Here is a 15,027-nt window from a genome sequence, read left to right on the forward strand (position 1 = left end):
GAGGCATCCGGCCCGAACGCCGTCGCGGCGGCGTCAGCGGATCAGCCGGGCGCGCCGAGCGAGGGCACGAACGGCTCGAGCGCGATGAGAAGGCACGCAGTCCAGTGGCACAGGAACGCCAGGACGGTGCACACGTGGAAGATCTCGTGGAAGCCGAAGTGGCCCGGCCACGGATTCGGGCGCTTGAGTGCGTAGACGACGGCGCCGCCGGTGTAGAGCAGACCGCCCGCGGCGATCAGGAGCATCATGGCGACGCTCGCGCGCAGCAGATCGGGGAGGTACATCACCGCCGCCCATCCGAGGGCGAGGTAGAGGGCGACGTAGAGCCAGCGGGGGGCGTGGATCCAGAAGACGCGGAAGAGGATGCCCAGGACTGCGCCCGACCAGACCACGGTGAGCAGGAGGGCTCCCTGCTGCGGGGGCAGGGCGAGCACCGCCACGGGCGTGTAGGTGCCGGCGATCAGGAGCAGGATGTTGGCATGGTCGATGCGCTTGAGCAGGATCCTCGTCCGCGGGCCCCACTTGAACCGGTGATAGACCGCCGAGTTGCCGAACAGCAGCAGCGACGTCGCCATGAACACGGCGCACGCCCACTTCGCGGCACCGCCCTGCGCGACCACGATCAGCACGACTCCCGCGACGATGGCCACGGGGAAGGTGGCGGCGTGGATCCAGCCCCGCCATGTCGGCTTCACCTCCGGCGCGGCCGCGTCGACGGCGGCGGCGTCCATCAGGGGCAGCACCGGCACGTCGGGACCGTTGCGGAGTCTGCTGCGGCGGATCATCCACCAAGCGTAGTTGTCCCCGCATGCCGTAGGCGTTACATACTCAGTTCCACCTAAAGAGAGACTGAGTGCCACGCTAGGGCCGTCCTCGTGCAGCGGGTAGCGTAGGCGTGTGGCGCGCGCAGGGTCGAACGAGGGCAGAGGCCCCCTTTACCGGCTCTACATCAGCCGCCTGAGACGACAGCTCGAGCCGGGTGCCGTTCCCCGCCATGTCGCGATGATGATCGACGGCAACCGGCGGTGGGCCAAGCAGCTGGGCTACGACTCCGCGGCCCACGGTCACCGTGCCGGCGCGGCCAAGATGAGGCAGTTCCTCGAGTGGTGCGACGACGTCGGCGTCGGCGTGGTCTCGCTCTATCTGCTGTCCACCGACAACCTCCGCAAGCGTGACTCCCGCGAGCTCTCCGACCTCATCGAGATCATCGCCGAACTCGCGCACGAGCTGTCGACGGACCGCGATTGGCGGGTCCAGCACGTGGGCCGGGCGGACCTCCTGCCGCCGGAGCTCGCGCGCGTGCTGCGCGAGGCCGAGGACCGCACGAAGGACCACACCGGACTCCACGTGAACCTGGCGGTCGGCTACGGCGGTCGCAGCGAGATCGTCGACGCCGTGCGGAGCATCATCGCCAAGCATGACGGGGACGGCGGGTCCCTCGAGGAGCTGGCGGCCAGCCTCACGCCCGAGCAGATCGGCGAGCACCTGTACACCGGAGGCCAGCCCGATCCCGATCTCGTCATCCGCACCTCGGGCGAGCAGAGGCTGAGCGACTTCCTGCTGTGGCAGTCGGCGCATTCGGAGTTCTATTTCGTCGAGGCGCTGGGGCCGGACCTTCGCGAAGTGGACTTCCTTCGCGCGATCCGAGATTTCGCCTCGCGCGACCGCCGCTACGGCAGCTGAGAGCGGACAGGGGCGCCGCGGCGCCGTGCCAGAATGTGTCCGTGACCGATCTGGATTCCTATCTGGAGTCGTTCGACGGCGAACCCGGATATCTGGACTGGGCAGCGTTCGGACCGCTCTCGCCCGCGGTGCGCGCCGAGGCGCAGGCTGACACCGAGCTCCTCGGGTCCGGCAGACGCACGAGCATCGAGCTCGTCGCCGAGCACAGCCGGGAAGCCCGCGAGCTCCTCGCGGTGCTCCTGGGGACGGATGCCTCGCACGTCGTACTCCAGCCGTCGACCACGTACGGGCTCATGCACGCGATCTACGGGCTCGCCGGCGGACTCATGCTCGGCCGGGGCGAGTTCCCGAGCCTGACCGTCGCGGCCACGCGCGCCGCCGACGCCCTGGGATCGATCGAGCCGCAGTGGCTTGAGCCCGTGGACGGCATGATCACCCCCGACGTCGTGCGCGCGGCCCTCACCGACGACACGCGGGCGCTCGCCGTGAGCCTCGTCGACTTCCGCACCGGGTACCGCGCCGACCTGACGGCGCTGCGAGACGTGATCGGCGACCGCCTGCTCATCGTCGACGCCATCCAGGGCTTCGGCACGGTCGACGCCGACTACGCCGCCGCCGACGTCGTGTGCGGCAACGGGTACAAGTGGCTGCGCGCGGGGCGTGGAACGGGCTTCGCGTTCTTCGGCGACCGCGCGCTCGAGCAGATCGCCCCCGTGCTGTCGGGGTTCGCCGGCGTGGACGGCGGACTGCCCCTCGACGCGGTGCCCGCCCCCGCCTCCTCGGCGCAGGCGTTCGCGGTGAGCGGCATCGACAGCCTCGCCGCGGCACGCCTGGCCACCTCGCTCCGCGAGATCGTCGACGTCGGCATCGCGGCGATCGAGACCGAGCTCGCCGCGCGCACCGGCGACGTGATGTACTTCGCCGATCGCTACGAGGTCCCCGTCGTGACCCCGCGGGAGCCGGAGCGCCGCGCGGGCATCGTGACGCTCGCTCCCGAGCCGCAGGACGCGGCGCCGCTGGCAGCGTCGCTGGCCAACCACGGGCTCACCGTGACCGTCCGCTCCGGCCTCGTGCGCGTCGCCCCGCACGTGGGCACCGGCGCCAACACCCTGCGGCTGTTCGGCGACGCTCTGGCGGCGTTCTCGTCGGCGCGCGTCTGGTGATCCGGATGCCTCGCGCGAGGCATCCGGAACAATTCACCTGGACGACACGATCCCGGGCGTGTCGTGCGCACGGGATGTCGCAGGGCGGCCGTACGTTCATCACATCGGGCAAGGCGCCCGGTCGGGTCGGCCTCTCGGATCGCGACTCGTGACCAATGGTCGACTCGTGACTGCCGGGTTCTCCACCCGGGGCGGGAGTGGGTTGTGACCACACGAGCACCACACAAGCAGCGCAGTCAGCACGTCGAGCAGCCGGACGACCTCGAGCAGGATCTCCGCACCTACGTGCTCGACACCTCGGTGCTGCTGAGCGATCCGCGGGCGTTCTTCCGCTTCGCCGAGCACAACGTCGTGATCCCCGTCGTGGTGATCACCGAGCTCGAGGGCAAGCGGCACGACCCCGAGATCGGGTACTTCGCGCGGCAGGCGCTGCGCCATCTCGACGAGCTGCGCGTGGAGCACGGACGCTTGGACTTCCCTGTTCCCGTGGGCGAGGGCGGCACGCTGCGCGTGGAGCTCAACAACACCGACGCCTCCGTCCTCCCGTCCGGCATGCGACTGGGTGACAACGACAGCCGCATCCTCGCCGTCGCGATGCACCTCGCCTCGGAGGGGCAGGAGGTGACCGTCGTGTCGAAGGACCTGCCCATGCGCGTGAAGGCCGCGTCGCTCGGCGTCATCGCCGAGGAGTACCTCGCCGAGCAGGCCGTCGACTCCGGGTGGACCGGCATCGCCACCATCGACGTCTCCGGCGACGACATCTCCGACCTCTACGAGAGCGAAGTCGCCTCGAGCGACGACGTCAAGGGGCTCCCGGTCAACACCGGACTGATCATCCACTCCGAGCGGGGATCGGCCCTTGGGCGCGTCACCTCCGACGGCTCCTTCAAGCTCGTGCGCGGCGACCGGGAGGTGTTCGGTCTGCACGGCCGTTCGGCCGAGCAGCGCATCGCGATCGATCTGCTGCTCGACCCCGAGGTCGGCATCGTCTCGCTCGGCGGACGTGCCGGCACCGGCAAGTCCGCCCTCGCGCTGTGCGCCGGCCTCGAGGCGGTCCTCGAGCGCCAGCAGCAGCGCAAGATCATCGTGTTCCGGCCGCTGTTCGCCGTCGGCGGGCAGGAGCTCGGATACCTGCCGGGCGACCAGCAGGAGAAGATGAACCCGTGGGGTCAGGCGGTGTTCGACACCCTCGGGTCGGTCGTCTCGTCGAACGTGCTCGAAGAGGTCGTCGAGCGAGGACTCCTCGAGGTCATGCCGCTCACGCACATCCGCGGCCGATCGCTGCACGATGCGTTCGTGATCGTCGATGAGGCGCAGTCGCTCGAACGCAACGTCCTGCTCACCGTGCTGAGCCGGATGGGCCAGAACTCCCGAGTGGTGCTCACCCACGATGTCGGGCAGCGCGACAACCTGCGCGTCGGTCGCCACGACGGCGTCGCGTCGGTGATCGAGACCCTCAAGGGGCACGGACTCTTCGGGCACGTCACGCTCACACGGTCGGAGCGGTCGGCCATCGCCGCGCTCGTGACCGATCTGCTGGAGGCCGGCGAACTGGCCTGAACGACCGCGAAAGGGCCGGGACGCTGCCTCCCGGCCCTTTCGCCTGTCCCGCGCGTCGGTAAGAGGGCATCCCGCATGAGGAAAGTCTCATGCCGTCCGCCGCTTCGGCGACCCCACGTCTGCGACGATGGAAGAGGCGTTTCTCGTGCATTCTGGGGAAGGAGCGAGCGTGGACGGTCGTACGCGTCTGGCAGTCGGTGGCATGGCCACCGTCGCTGCGAGCGTCGCCGTCATCTGCGCCGTCGCGCTCACCAATTCCGTCTCGCTCTCCGAGGCCGAGGGTGTATCCATCGGCAGCGGAGCGGTCGTGGTCCCTGTCACCGTCGAAGGCGACGAGGCCCAGCCCACCGCCACCCCCACGCCGCGCGTCACCCCGACACCCGTCCCGACTCCACGAACGGCCGAGCCGCAGCAGCCGGTCGGCCCCCCGGCGGCCGAGGTCGTGCCGGCGCCGGAAGCCGAGGTCGTCGCGGCGCCCGCACAGCCCTCGCACGTCGCCCAGACGCCCGCCTCCCCGTCGCCGAGCGCACCCGGGAAGGACGAGGCGATCGCGGATGCCGAGGCATCCGGATCCTGGGAACCGGTCCGCCGGTGGGCGGCGAGCCTCGGGTGGTCCCAAGGCCGCATCGACGCCTACATCGCGCGCCTCGAGAAGGCCCGCGGATCTCTGCCCGATGGCGGCGACCGCCTCGTGGGCGGCACGGACGCCGGCCGGGGGAGCGGCGGCAGCGGCGGCGACCCGTCGGACTCCCAGCGGCGCGTGTCGAGTGGCAGCACCGCCTCCACCCCCGAGGTGCCGGTCGACGCCGACACCAAGAAAGAGCGCCCCGCGAACGCGGGTGCCCCCGCCGGTGACCGGTCGACGAAGCCCGGTCTCGGCGAGAAGAAGGATCGATCGCGCAACTCCCCAGAAAAGCGCGATTGATGCGGCCGGTTTCCCCCTTCCGGCCCTTCCTAGCCCCCGGCGTCCCCCAGCGCCGGGGGCTTCTTCGCAGGCGAGGTCACTCCCAGCGGTAGCCGGCGCCCCGCACGGTCACGATGTGATCCGGCCCGAGCTTGCCTCGGAGGTAGCGCACGTACACGTCCACGACGTTCGAGCCCGGGTCGAAGTCGAGGCCCCACACTCGGCTGAGGAGCTGCTCGCGGCTGAGCACCCGGCCGGGGTTGCGCAGGAACTGCTCGGCGAGGGCGAACTCACGCGCAGAGAGGTCGATCTCGCGGCCGCCGACCATCGCGCGGCGGGCGAGGATGTCGAGCATCACGTCGCCGTGCGACACTGCCACGCCGACCTGCGGGGTGGTCTCCCGCAGGCGCGAGCGCACGCGCGCGAGCAGCTCTTCGAACGTGAAGGGCTTGGGCACGTAGTCGTTCGCGCCCGCGTCGAGTCCCTCGACCGTGTCGCGTGTGCTCGAACGCGCGGTCAGCATGATGACGGGCACCGCCGATCCCCGCGCCCGAAGCTCGCGGAGCACCTCGAAGCCGTCCATCGTCGGAAGCCCCACGTCCAGGAGCATCAGGTCGGCGTCTCCGCGCAGCGCGATCGCGAGCGCCTCCGCGCCGTCCTCCTCGAGGATGGTCTCGTACCCGGCGGCCTCGAGGCCGCGGCTCACGAAGGACGCGATCCGGGGCTCGTCCTCGACGATGAGGATCCTCGTCATGCCGATACCTCCCGCTGAAGGACGTCGCCCGCCCGGACCGGCGCCGGAAGCTCGGCGGCGGCGGGAGGCAGATGAATCGTGAAGGTCGCGCCGCCGCCGGGGGTGTCGGTGACGGTGCAGGTGCCGGAGTGCCCCTTCATGATCGCATCGACGATCGCGAGGCCGAGGCCCGACCCGCCGACCGTTCGCTTGCCGGAGGCCCGGTCGAAGCGGTTGAAGATGCGGCGGCGCGCCGCGGCGGGAATCCCGGGACCGTGGTCACGGACCCACAGGCGTGCGCCATCGGCCTCGAACGAGCTGCCGATCTCGATCGGAGACCCCGGCGGGGTGTACTTGGCGGCGTTGTCGGCGAGCTGGAGCCAGGCCTGGAGGAGGCGGTCGGCGTCGCCGTGGGCGACGCCGGTGGCCGTCGACTCGACGCTCCAGGTGTGGCCGGGGATCACGGCGACCAGTTCGCCCACGCGCGCCGTCAGGGCCGAGAGGTCGACGTCGCCCATGATGTACGAGTCGCCCTCGGCGGCGGCCAGCAGGTCGATGTCCTCCACCAGACGGGCGAGGCGGTCGAGTTCGGCGATGCCGATCTCGCGGGCGGATGCCGCGTCCCCGGCGTCGCCGGGGTCCATGAGCTCGAGGTGCCCGCGCACGATCGTGATGGGGGTCTTCAACTCGTGGCGCACGTCGTCGAGGAGCTGTCGCTGCACATCGACGGATCCTTCGAGACGGTCGAGCATGGAGTTGACGGTGCGGGAGAGATCGGAGATGTCGTCGTTGCCCTGCTCCGGCAGCCGCGGCGAGAGGTCGGCGATCGTGATGGCATCGGCCGTCTCGCGAAGGTGACGGATGGGCGACAGGAGCCTGCCGGTGACGAACCATCCCACCACGCCGATCGCGACGAGCACGACGAGTGCGGCGATCATGTAGGTCGCCATCGCGACGGTGACCGGCTCGAGCTCGGCGCCGAGATTCACTGCTCGGATGTAGACGCCCGAACGCTGGTCGCCCTCCACCGTCACCGGGACCGAGATGTACCGCAGCGAGCCGTCCTCCGTGCTCACCGTTCCCAGCAGGCTCTCCCCGCCTTCGGCATCGGCCACCGCGCGGTCGATGATGGCGGAGTTCTGAGAGATGTCGAACCCGGAGATCGTGCCGGGCTTGTATCGCGCGACGCCGTCGATGACCGCGAGAGAGGCCTCGTTGCGGGCGGGCACGAAGCTCGTGACGGCCTCGCGCAGATAATCCTCCAGCGAGTCGAAGTCGCGGATGTCGAGGATCTCGCTCGCGGTCGCCGCGCCATCGCCGGCGTCGGCCGTGCCGGGGTTCTCTCCCGGCTCGTCCTGCGGATCGGCGAGCGTCTGGAGCCCCGACACTTGAGCCTTGAGACGGTTGTCGATCTCGTTGATCACCCGCTCGCGCTGAACCAGGAACGTGACACTGCCGACGATCGCCAGACCCACGCACGCCACGGCGAGGATCGCGGCGAGGATTCGCACGCGTGCAGGGATCGGCCGGGGTGCCGGGCGTTTCACCCCCTGATTATCGCGCGGCGCCGCCTGCTGCGACACGGACGGATGTTCAGCCCGGGTGCGTCATCGACAGCAGATCGAGCTTCTCGTCGAGCTGCTCCAGCGTCAGCTCGCCTCGCTCGACGTAGCCGAGGTCGATGACGGCCTCGCGGACGGTGATGCCCTTCGCGACCGAATGCTTGGCGATCTTCGCCGCAGCCTCGTACCCGATGAGCTTGTTGAGGGGCGTCACGATCGAGGGTGACATGCCCGCGTAGGCGGCTGCGCGCTCGACGTTGGCCTCGAGCCCGTCGATCGTCTTGTCCGCCAGGAGCCGGGCGGCGTTGGCGAGCAGGCTGATCGACTCGAGAACGGCGGTTCCCATGACCGGGATGGCCACGTTGAGCTCGAACGACCCGGAAGCACCTGCCCATGCCACGGTGGCGTCGTTGCCGATCACCCGCGCACACACCATCAGCGTGGCCTCGGGGACGACCGGGTTGACCTTGCCGGGCATGATCGACGACCCGGGCTGCAGGTCGGGGATGTGCAGCTCGCCGAGGCCGGTGTTGGGGCCGGAGCCCATCCAGCGGATGTCGTTGTTGATCTTGGTGAGCGAGACGGCGATGGTGCGCAGGGCGCCGGATGCCTCGACCAGCCCGTCCCGGTTCGCCTGGGCCTCGAAGTGGTCCTTGGCCTCGGTGATGGGCAGCTCGGTGTCGTCGACGATCAGCTCGATGACCTTCTGCGGGAACCCGAGCGGGGTGTTGATGCCGGTGCCGACGGCGGTGCCGCCCAGGGGGACCTCCGCCACGCGGGGGAGGACGGACTGGACGCGCTCGATGCCCAGACGCAGCTGGCGCGCGTAACCGCCGAACTCCTGGCCGAGGGTGACGGGGGTCGCGTCCATCAGGTGGGTGCGACCGGATTTCACCACGGTCTTCCAGGCCTCCGCCTTCGCTTCGAGGGCGACGGCGAGGTGGTCGAGAGCGGGGATGAGGTCGTCGATGAGCTCCTGCGTCACGGCGATGTGCACGGAGGTCGGGAAGACGTCGTTCGAGGACTGCGAGGCATTGACGTGGTCGTTCGGGTGGATCGCCGAGCCGAGATCCTGGGATGCGAGGGTCGCGAGCACCTCGTTCATGTTCATGTTCGACGAGGTGCCGCTGCCGGTCTGGTACACGTCGATCGGGAACTGGTCGGCGAACTCGCCCGCGATGATGCGGTCGGCGGCGCGCGCGATGGCATCGGCGATCGTCGCGTCCAGCGTGCCCAGCTCCTTGTTGGCCAGCGCCGCCGCCTTCTTGATGCGCGCGAGGGCCACGATCTGGGCGGGCTCGAGAGGGTCGCCCGAGATGGGGAAGTTCTCCACGGCGCGCTGGGTCTGCGCGGCGTACAGGGCGTTCTTGGGAACCCGCACCTCACCCATGGTGTCGTGCTCGATGCGGTATTCGATGTCGGTCACTTCGTCGTTCCTCCGTTGGTGGCGAGTGTCTTCACGCAGCGTCGTCGTCGCCCACGTCGCCGACGATGACGTCGGGGACCGCGGTTCCTTCGGCGAGACGGTAGTTGGCGCCCACGATCGCGAGACGGCCCTCGGCCACGGCCTCGCTGATCAGCTCCGACGAGTGCAGCAGTTCGCCGACGGTGTCGCGCAGATGCTCGCGCAGCACCTTCTCCTGATCGATCGTCCCCGGCGTCACACCGTCGACGGTGTCGGCGCGAACGACGCGGCGCACAGCCGGGACGATCGGCGCGATCTGCTTCCAGATGTGGGCGGGAAGAGCCGGGGCATCCGCGCTCGTGCTCTCGATCGCCGCGGCCACGGCGCCGCACGCGTCGTGGCCGAGCACGATGATGAGCGGGACCTCCAGGACGGCGACGGCGTACTCGAGGCTGCCGATGACGGAGTCCGAGATGACCTGACCCGCGTTGCGCACGACGAACAGGTCGCCGAGACCCTTGTCGAAGATGATCTCTGCGGCCAGGCGCGAGTCGGAGCACCCGAACAGCGCGGCACGCGGGCGCTGGCCTGCAGCGAGATCATGGCGGCGCTCGACGTCCTGCCGGGGGTGGCGGGGCTCACCGGCGACGAAGCGGGCATTGCCGCGCTGCATCTCCTGCCACACCTTCCCAGGGGTCGCGTTCTCGCTCACTCGGCCTCCTCGCGCAGTCGTTCGACCTCGGGGGCGACGGCAGCGGCAGCCCGCTCCAGCGTCTCCTCGTCGGCCGTGCCGTAGATCAGGATCGTGTCGTCCCCCGCCTGCGTGGCGAGTGCGACCGACACGTTGCCGGCCCGGGACGGATCGGGGATGTCGTAGCGGTCCCACGTGACGCCCTCGACGGTGATCGTGCCGTCGACGCTCGCGCCGGAGAGCTCGCGCGTCGGCCACGCGGCATCGGCGTCGAAGCCCTGCGCGACGCGCAGGAACCACGTCTCGTCGGCGTAGACGATGGTCCACGCGCGGACGCCGTCGCCCTCGATGTCGGCGACGTTGACGGTCCAGGATGCCGGTGCATCGGGGGCGATGATCGGACGCTCCTCGGCGGCCGACACCCGCTCGGCCACGGCCGACACGTCGATCGGCTCGCGCTCGGGGGGCGTGCCGCGGGGCACCGCGAGGATGATCACGACCACGACGGCCATCGTCACGATGAGCGCGGCGATGAGGTTGCGGGTGTTCTGGCTCTGCCGGTGGACCCGGGAGGACTCGGCCTTGCGCGCGGCGGTCTCTTCCGGCGTCTCAGGACGCCCGAGCTCGGCGACGATGCGCGGAGTCTGGGCCATCACGCACTCTCCGCGGCGGAGGGGTCGACGGCTGAGCGTGCCGCGTCGAGGCGGCGCTTGGCGCCGAGAAGCCACTCGTCGCAGCGAGCGGCGAGGGCCTCGCCACGCTCCCACAGCGCGAGGGAGTGCTCGAGCGTCGGGGCTCCCTGCTCGAGTTCGGCGACGACGCGCACGAGCTCGTCCCGTGCCTGCTCGAAGGAGAGGGACGCGACGTCGGGCGCGGCTCCGCTCGATTCGGTCATGCTCCCATCCTAGTTCGGCTCCGGAGTGCCCTCCGCGGGCGCGGACCCGGTCGGGGGTGCGGCCGTCTCGGGGATCTCCCCCTCGGATCGGGCGGCGAACGAGCCCCGTCCGACGGACACGACGACCGGGGTCGACGCCGGCGCCTGCGCGGCATCGCGGACGATCACGCCGTCGGTCAGGTGCGCGATCGCGTACCCGCGGGCGAGGGTCGACGCGGGGGAGAGCGCCCTCAGGGTGGCTCGCAGCTCGGCGGCGCGCTGCGTCTGCGTGTCCACGACGCGGTCGACCCGTGAGCGCCCCCGCCCGACGAGGAGTTCGATCTCCTGTGCGCGGTGGGCGATCATCGTCTCGGGGGCGCGCAGTGCCGGGCGCGAGCGGAGCTGGTCCAGCTGCGCGATGTCGTGGCTGACGCGCTGCGTGAGGCGCGAGGTCAGCCGGGACCGCAGCTGTGCGACGAGGGCGCGCTGCTCCGCGACATCCGGAACCACGCGCTTGGCGGCGTCGGTCGGGGTCGACGCGCGCAGGTCGGCGACGTCGTCGAGGAGCGGGTGGTCGTTCTCATGGCCGATCGCGCTGACGACAGGGGTGGATGCCGCCGCCACCGCCCTCACGAGCCGCTCGTCGCTGAAGCCGAGGAGCGTCTGCGGGTCACCGCCGCCACGGGCGATGATGATCACGTCGACGTCAGGGGCGGCGTCGAGCGCCTTGAGGGCGGCGATCGTCTCGGGCACGCACCGCTCGCCCTGCACGGCGGCGTACTTCGTGCGGAAGCGAACCTGGGGCCAGCGCAGCTCGGCGTTGCGGTGGACGTCCTTCTCGGCGTCGGAGTTCTCGCCAGTGATCAGGCCGATCGTGTGGGGCAGGAACGGCAGGCGCTTCTTGCGGGCCGGGTCGAACAGCCCCTCGGCGCGCAGCTGGGTGCGCAGGCGCTCGAGCCGCTCGAGCTGATCGCCGAGGCCGACATGGCGCATCGCCGAGACGCCGAAGCTGAAGTCGCCGGTCTTGACGAAGAAGTCGGCCTTGACGCACGCGACGACGTGGTCGCCGACCTTGAGGTCAGCCGGCAGCCGCTCGCGTGTCGAGGACCAGATGCGGAAGGCGATCGTCGCGTCGGTCACATTGTCTTTCAGACGGCCGAAGACGTTGCCGCCGCGCTGGTTCCACGACGTGATCTCGCCCTCGACCCACACCGAGCCCCAGGTCTGGATGAACCCGCGAATGGTCTCGTTCAGGCGCGACACCGAGGTGGGAGCCTGCGGTGTGGAGTCCTTGGGCCGCACCGAATCCGCGGGCGGGGCCTGGCCGGGGATCTGCTCCGGCTGGAAGGTCGTCATGGATTCCTCTCGCGGCCGGGGTCTCGCTCGGCCGGCGCACAGGGCGCCGCCCGTAGAATCATGGGGTGAGCAGCAGCACCGTGGGGAACAGACCTGTGAGCATGCCCGTTCCGCGCGTCCCGCGTCGGCGCGAACGCCTCCAGGATATCCCGGCCCAGGGACAGAAGCGGGTCCTGCTCGCCTCGCCGCGCGGCTACTGCGCGGGCGTCGACCGCGCCGTCATCGCCGTCGAGAAGGCGCTCGAGCGGTACGGCGCGCCCGTGTACGTGCGCAAGCAGATCGTCCACAACATCCACGTCGTGACCGAGCTGGAGGCCAAGGGAGCGATCTTCGTCGAAGAGGTCGACGAGGTGCCCGAAGGCGCGCACGTCGTGTTCAGCGCCCACGGCGTGTCGCCTGCAGTGGTCAGCGCGGCATCCGATCGGCGCCTCCGCGCCATCGACGCGACGTGCCCCCTCGTCACCAAGGTGCACCGCGAGGCCGTGCGGTTCGCCCGCGACGACTTCGAGATCCTGCTGATCGGCCACATCGGGCACGAAGAGGTCGAGGGCACCGCCGGCGAAGCACCCGATCACGTCACGATCGTGAACTCGCCCGACGAGGCCGACACCATCGAGGTGCGCGACCCGTCGAAGGTCGTGTGGCTGTCGCAGACCACCCTCTCGGTCGACGAGACGATGGAGACCGTGCGCCGCCTGCGCACCCGGTTCCCTCACCTGCAGGATCCTCCCTCCGACGACATCTGCTACGCGACGCAGAACCGTCAGGTCGCGATCAAGAAGGTCGCCAAGGACGCCGACCTCGTGATCGTCGTCGGGTCGGCGAACTCGTCCAACAGCGTGCGGCTGGTCGAGGTCGCCCTCGAGTACGGCGCGAAGGCGGCCTACCGCGTGGACTACGCCGACGAGATCGAACAGGCGTGGCTCGAGGGCGTCGAGACCGTCGGCGTGACCAGCGGCGCCTCGGTGCCGGAGGTTCTCGTGCAGGAAGTGCTCGCCGACCTCGCCGGAGCCGGCTATCGCGATGTCGAAGAGGTGCGCACCGCCGAGGAGGACCTGCAGTTCTCGCTGCCCAAGGAGCTGCGCACCGACGGTGCAGGCAAGCGCGACGCGCGGGCACTCGGCGGCCGGAGCCGCGCGTGAGCGAGCCCGGCGCCGAGTCCCGCCCCCGCCCCCAGTACGGCGAGTACGCCACGCCCGAGGAGCAGCGCGCGCGCATCAAGCAGCCCGACGCGGCGCTCCTCTACGAGCCCGCGCCGGTCGTCGAGACGTCCGCCGTCGTGGAGCCCGCGCCGGCGCCCGCGGCGGAGGCGCCCGCCGAGGCGCGGTCCCGGCCGGTGGATCGCATCGTGACCTTCGCGCTCCTGGCCTACGGGCTGGTGAACGTGATCTCGTCGTTTCCGGCCCTGGTCGACTTCGCCGCGTACGCCGACACGATGTTCGGCCTGCTCGGGGTCGACGCCGAGCTGAGCGACCCCGCGGCAGGAAAGCCGTGGGGGGTCGCCGCGGCCCTCGTTCTGGCGGTCGGCTGGATCATCACCGCGGCATTCTCCTGGCTGCGCCTGCGCCGCGGACGCATCTCGTGGTGGATCCCGCTCGCGGGCGGAGTCGTGTTCACGTTCATCGCGGCGGCGCTCATGCTGGTGCCGATCATGAACGACCCCGCGGTGTGGGAAGCGCTCGTCGGCAGCGTCCGCTGAGCCGGCGCGCCGCGCACGCGCCATACTCGGGAACGAGGGTTCGCCGATTCGCATGAACCGGCGCAGGCCCCGCTTCGTGTCTCCTTCGGGAGGTGGAGGATGGCCCGGGACGACGCCGCACGGCTCGCTGCGCTCTTCGACGCGCACGCCGGTCCGGTGTGGCGGTACGTCGTGCACCTCACCGGGGACCGCGCGGGGGCCGACGACGTCGTGCAGGAGACGCTGCTGCGCGCGTGGCGCACCCCGCGCATCCTCGAGCAGGATCCGGCGACGACGCGCTCTTGGATGTTCACCGTCGCGAGACACCTCGTCGTCGACGATGTGCGCAGCGCCCGGCGGCGCCGTGAGATCGGCGTCGCCGACGTCCCCGAGCGGGCGGCGGCGGACGCGACCGATGCACTGTTCGAGGCGATCCTCATCGAAGAGGTGCTCGCCGCTCTCACCGCCGATCATCGCGCCGTCGTGATCCGTGCGTACTTCCGCGGGCTCACCGTGGCCGAGATGGCGTCGGAGCTCGAGATCCCCCCGGGCACGGTGAAGTCCCGTCTGCACTACGGCCTGCGCGCGCTGCGGCTCGCGCTCCAGGAGAAGGGGGTGACCCGATGAATCCCGATCACGCCGCATACGCGGACTGGGACGCCGCCTACGTCCTCGGCGCGCTCAGCCCGTCGGATCGCCGTGCGTACGAAGAACACCTCCAGCGGTGCGAGCTCTGCCGTGCCGCGATCTCCGAGATCGCCCCGACGCTGGGGCTCATGGCGCGCGTGGCCCCGGAGCGAGCGGAGTCGATGCTCGCCTCCGGGCCGGACAGGAGCGCCGGTTCGCCAGAAGCAGGGGAGGGTCCGGATGCCTCGTCCCGTGCCCGCCTGGTCGAGCTCGGCGAACGGCGGGCTCGCCGCCGGCGGGCCTGGTGGATCGGGGGACTGAGTGCCGCGGCCGCGGTGGTCGTCGCCGTCGTGCTCACCGTGTCGGCCCTGCTCCCGGTCGGCGAGCCGGCCGAGGTCGTCGCCCTCGAACCGGTGATCGACGCGCCGATCACGGCCACCGTCGAGCTGGAGGAAGTCGCCTGGGGAACCCGCATCGACATGACCTGCACCTACGGCGACACCGGCGGCGAGGAGGGCGAGGGCTGGCCGTATGCGCTGGTGATCGAGGCCGCCGATGGAACGGTGAGCGAGGTGTCGAGCTGGCAGGCGCTTCCAGGATCGACCGCGCGGCTGAGCGCCGGGACGGCCCTCTCGCCGGACGAGATCGCGGCCGTCGAGGTGCGTTCTGTCGGCTCAGGCGCCGTGCTGATGCGGGGCGAGGTGCGCGCAGACGGCGACTAGGAAGACGGATGCCCCGGCACCCGTCCCCTCAGAGGGGCGGTGCCGGGGCATCCGGAGTCCTGATCGCTC

16 protein-coding genes are annotated in these 15,027 nt (G+C 70.7%); 8 read left to right on the forward strand and 8 right to left on the reverse strand.

The window, feature by feature from the left end; genetic code table 11:
• Positions 1–41: 41 nt before the first annotated feature.
• Positions 42–785: a hemolysin III family protein gene (locus HF323_RS03995; protein WP_169581230.1), complete on the reverse strand. Its 744-nt coding sequence runs from the start codon at positions 783–785 to the stop codon at positions 42–44.
• A gap of 112 nt (positions 786–897) precedes the next feature.
• On the opposite strand from HF323_RS03995, the gene HF323_RS04000 reads away from it, so the two are divergent.
• From HF323_RS04000 to HF323_RS04015, 4 genes are all read left to right on the forward strand, one after another.
• Positions 898–1,683 (forward strand): isoprenyl transferase, encoded by a 786-nt coding sequence (locus HF323_RS04000; RefSeq protein WP_169581231.1) that lies wholly within the window; start codon positions 898–900, stop codon positions 1,681–1,683.
• A 41-nt stretch (positions 1,684–1,724) separates the two neighbouring features.
• Positions 1,725–2,846, forward strand: coding sequence for an aminotransferase class V-fold PLP-dependent enzyme (locus HF323_RS04005; RefSeq protein WP_169581232.1), 1,122 nt, complete (start codon positions 1,725–1,727; stop codon positions 2,844–2,846).
• Positions 2,847–3,050: 204 nt separating this feature from the next.
• Complete coding sequence (locus HF323_RS04010) at positions 3,051–4,406, forward strand: PhoH family protein (protein ID WP_169581233.1); 1,356 nt, start codon at positions 3,051–3,053, stop codon at positions 4,404–4,406.
• A gap of 169 nt (positions 4,407–4,575) precedes the next feature.
• Entirely contained in the window at positions 4,576–5,331 is a 756-nt protein-coding gene (locus tag HF323_RS04015) for a hypothetical protein (RefSeq protein ID WP_169581234.1), read from the forward strand.
• Between the two features lie 76 nt (positions 5,332–5,407).
• Here the strand turns inward: HF323_RS04015 and HF323_RS04020 are convergent, their stop codons facing one another.
• From HF323_RS04020 to xseA, 7 genes are all read right to left on the reverse strand, one after another.
• The gene (locus tag HF323_RS04020) at positions 5,408–6,064 is read right to left on the reverse strand and encodes a response regulator transcription factor (protein WP_169581235.1); all 657 of its coding nucleotides are present in this window, start codon (positions 6,062–6,064) and stop codon (positions 5,408–5,410) included.
• Positions 6,061–7,554, reverse strand: coding sequence for an ATP-binding protein (locus HF323_RS15265; protein WP_317450985.1), 1,494 nt, complete (start codon positions 7,552–7,554; stop codon positions 6,061–6,063). The genes HF323_RS04020 and HF323_RS15265 overlap by 4 nt, the downstream gene beginning before the upstream one ends.
• A gap of 82 nt (positions 7,555–7,636) precedes the next feature.
• Positions 7,637–9,031: a class II fumarate hydratase gene (locus tag HF323_RS04030; protein WP_169581236.1), complete on the reverse strand. Its 1,395-nt coding sequence runs from the start codon at positions 9,029–9,031 to the stop codon at positions 7,637–7,639.
• Positions 9,032–9,062: 31 nt separating this feature from the next.
• The gene (locus tag HF323_RS04035) at positions 9,063–9,683 is read right to left on the reverse strand and encodes a carbonic anhydrase (protein WP_169581371.1); all 621 of its coding nucleotides are present in this window, start codon (positions 9,681–9,683) and stop codon (positions 9,063–9,065) included.
• A 35-nt stretch (positions 9,684–9,718) separates the two neighbouring features.
• The gene (locus HF323_RS04040; protein ID WP_169581237.1) at positions 9,719–10,354 is read right to left on the reverse strand and encodes a DUF4245 family protein; all 636 of its coding nucleotides are present in this window, start codon (positions 10,352–10,354) and stop codon (positions 9,719–9,721) included.
• A complete protein-coding gene (locus tag HF323_RS04045; RefSeq protein WP_169581238.1) occupies positions 10,354–10,596 on the reverse strand; it encodes an exodeoxyribonuclease VII small subunit in 243 nt (80 codons plus the stop codon). Before HF323_RS04045 ends, HF323_RS04040 begins: the two co-directional genes overlap by 1 nt.
• Positions 10,597–10,605: 9 nt before the next feature.
• A complete protein-coding gene (gene xseA, locus HF323_RS04050; RefSeq protein ID WP_169581239.1) occupies positions 10,606–11,931 on the reverse strand; it encodes an exodeoxyribonuclease VII large subunit in 1,326 nt (441 codons plus the stop codon).
• A 101-nt stretch (positions 11,932–12,032) separates the two neighbouring features.
• Between xseA and HF323_RS04055 the strand changes: the two genes are divergently transcribed.
• The 4 genes from HF323_RS04055 (at position 12,033) to HF323_RS04070 (ending at position 14,958) form a co-directional block, all read left to right on the forward strand.
• Entirely contained in the window at positions 12,033–13,073 is a 1,041-nt protein-coding gene (locus HF323_RS04055; protein WP_188241646.1) for a 4-hydroxy-3-methylbut-2-enyl diphosphate reductase, read from the forward strand.
• Entirely contained in the window at positions 13,070–13,630 is a 561-nt protein-coding gene (locus HF323_RS04060; RefSeq protein ID WP_169581240.1) for a DUF6264 family protein, read from the forward strand. Before HF323_RS04055 ends, HF323_RS04060 begins: the two co-directional genes overlap by 4 nt.
• A 99-nt stretch (positions 13,631–13,729) precedes the next feature.
• Positions 13,730–14,236 (forward strand): sigma-70 family RNA polymerase sigma factor, encoded by a 507-nt coding sequence (locus tag HF323_RS04065; RefSeq protein WP_169581241.1) that lies wholly within the window; start codon positions 13,730–13,732, stop codon positions 14,234–14,236.
• Positions 14,233–14,958 carry a zf-HC2 domain-containing protein gene (locus tag HF323_RS04070; protein ID WP_169581242.1) on the forward strand — a complete coding sequence of 242 codons (726 nt, stop codon included), beginning with the start codon at positions 14,233–14,235 and terminating at the stop codon, positions 14,956–14,958. The genes HF323_RS04065 and HF323_RS04070 overlap by 4 nt, the downstream gene beginning before the upstream one ends.
• Positions 14,959–15,027 lie beyond the last annotated feature (69 nt).

The sequence above is a fragment of the Microbacterium sp. MF43 genome (assembly GCF_012847295.1).
Taxonomy (GTDB): Bacteria; Actinomycetota; Actinomycetes; order Actinomycetales; family Microbacteriaceae; genus Microbacterium.

Excerpts from the sequence above, each read along its gene's own strand:
- HF323_RS04020 (WP_169581235.1), bottom strand. The coding sequence starts at position 6,064 with ATGACGAGGATCCTCATCGTCGAGGACGAGCCCCGGATCGCGTCCTTC.
- HF323_RS04035 (WP_169581371.1), bottom strand. The coding sequence starts at position 9,683 with ATGCAGCGCGGCAATGCCCGCTTCGTCGCCGGTGAGCCCCGCCACCCC.
- HF323_RS04055 (WP_188241646.1), top strand. The coding sequence starts at position 12,033 with ATGCCCGTTCCGCGCGTCCCGCGTCGGCGCGAACGCCTCCAGGATATC.
- HF323_RS04040 (WP_169581237.1), bottom strand. The coding sequence starts at position 10,354 with ATGGCCCAGACTCCGCGCATCGTCGCCGAGCTCGGGCGTCCTGAGACG.
- HF323_RS04070 (WP_169581242.1), top strand. The coding sequence starts at position 14,233 with ATGAATCCCGATCACGCCGCATACGCGGACTGGGACGCCGCCTACGTC.
- HF323_RS03995 (WP_169581230.1), bottom strand. The coding sequence starts at position 785 with ATGATCCGCCGCAGCAGACTCCGCAACGGTCCCGACGTGCCGGTGCTG.
- xseA (WP_169581239.1), bottom strand. The coding sequence starts at position 11,931 with ATGACGACCTTCCAGCCGGAGCAGATCCCCGGCCAGGCCCCGCCCGCG.
- HF323_RS04065 (WP_169581241.1), top strand. The coding sequence starts at position 13,730 with ATGGCCCGGGACGACGCCGCACGGCTCGCTGCGCTCTTCGACGCGCAC.
- HF323_RS04045 (WP_169581238.1), bottom strand. The coding sequence starts at position 10,596 with ATGACCGAATCGAGCGGAGCCGCGCCCGACGTCGCGTCCCTCTCCTTC.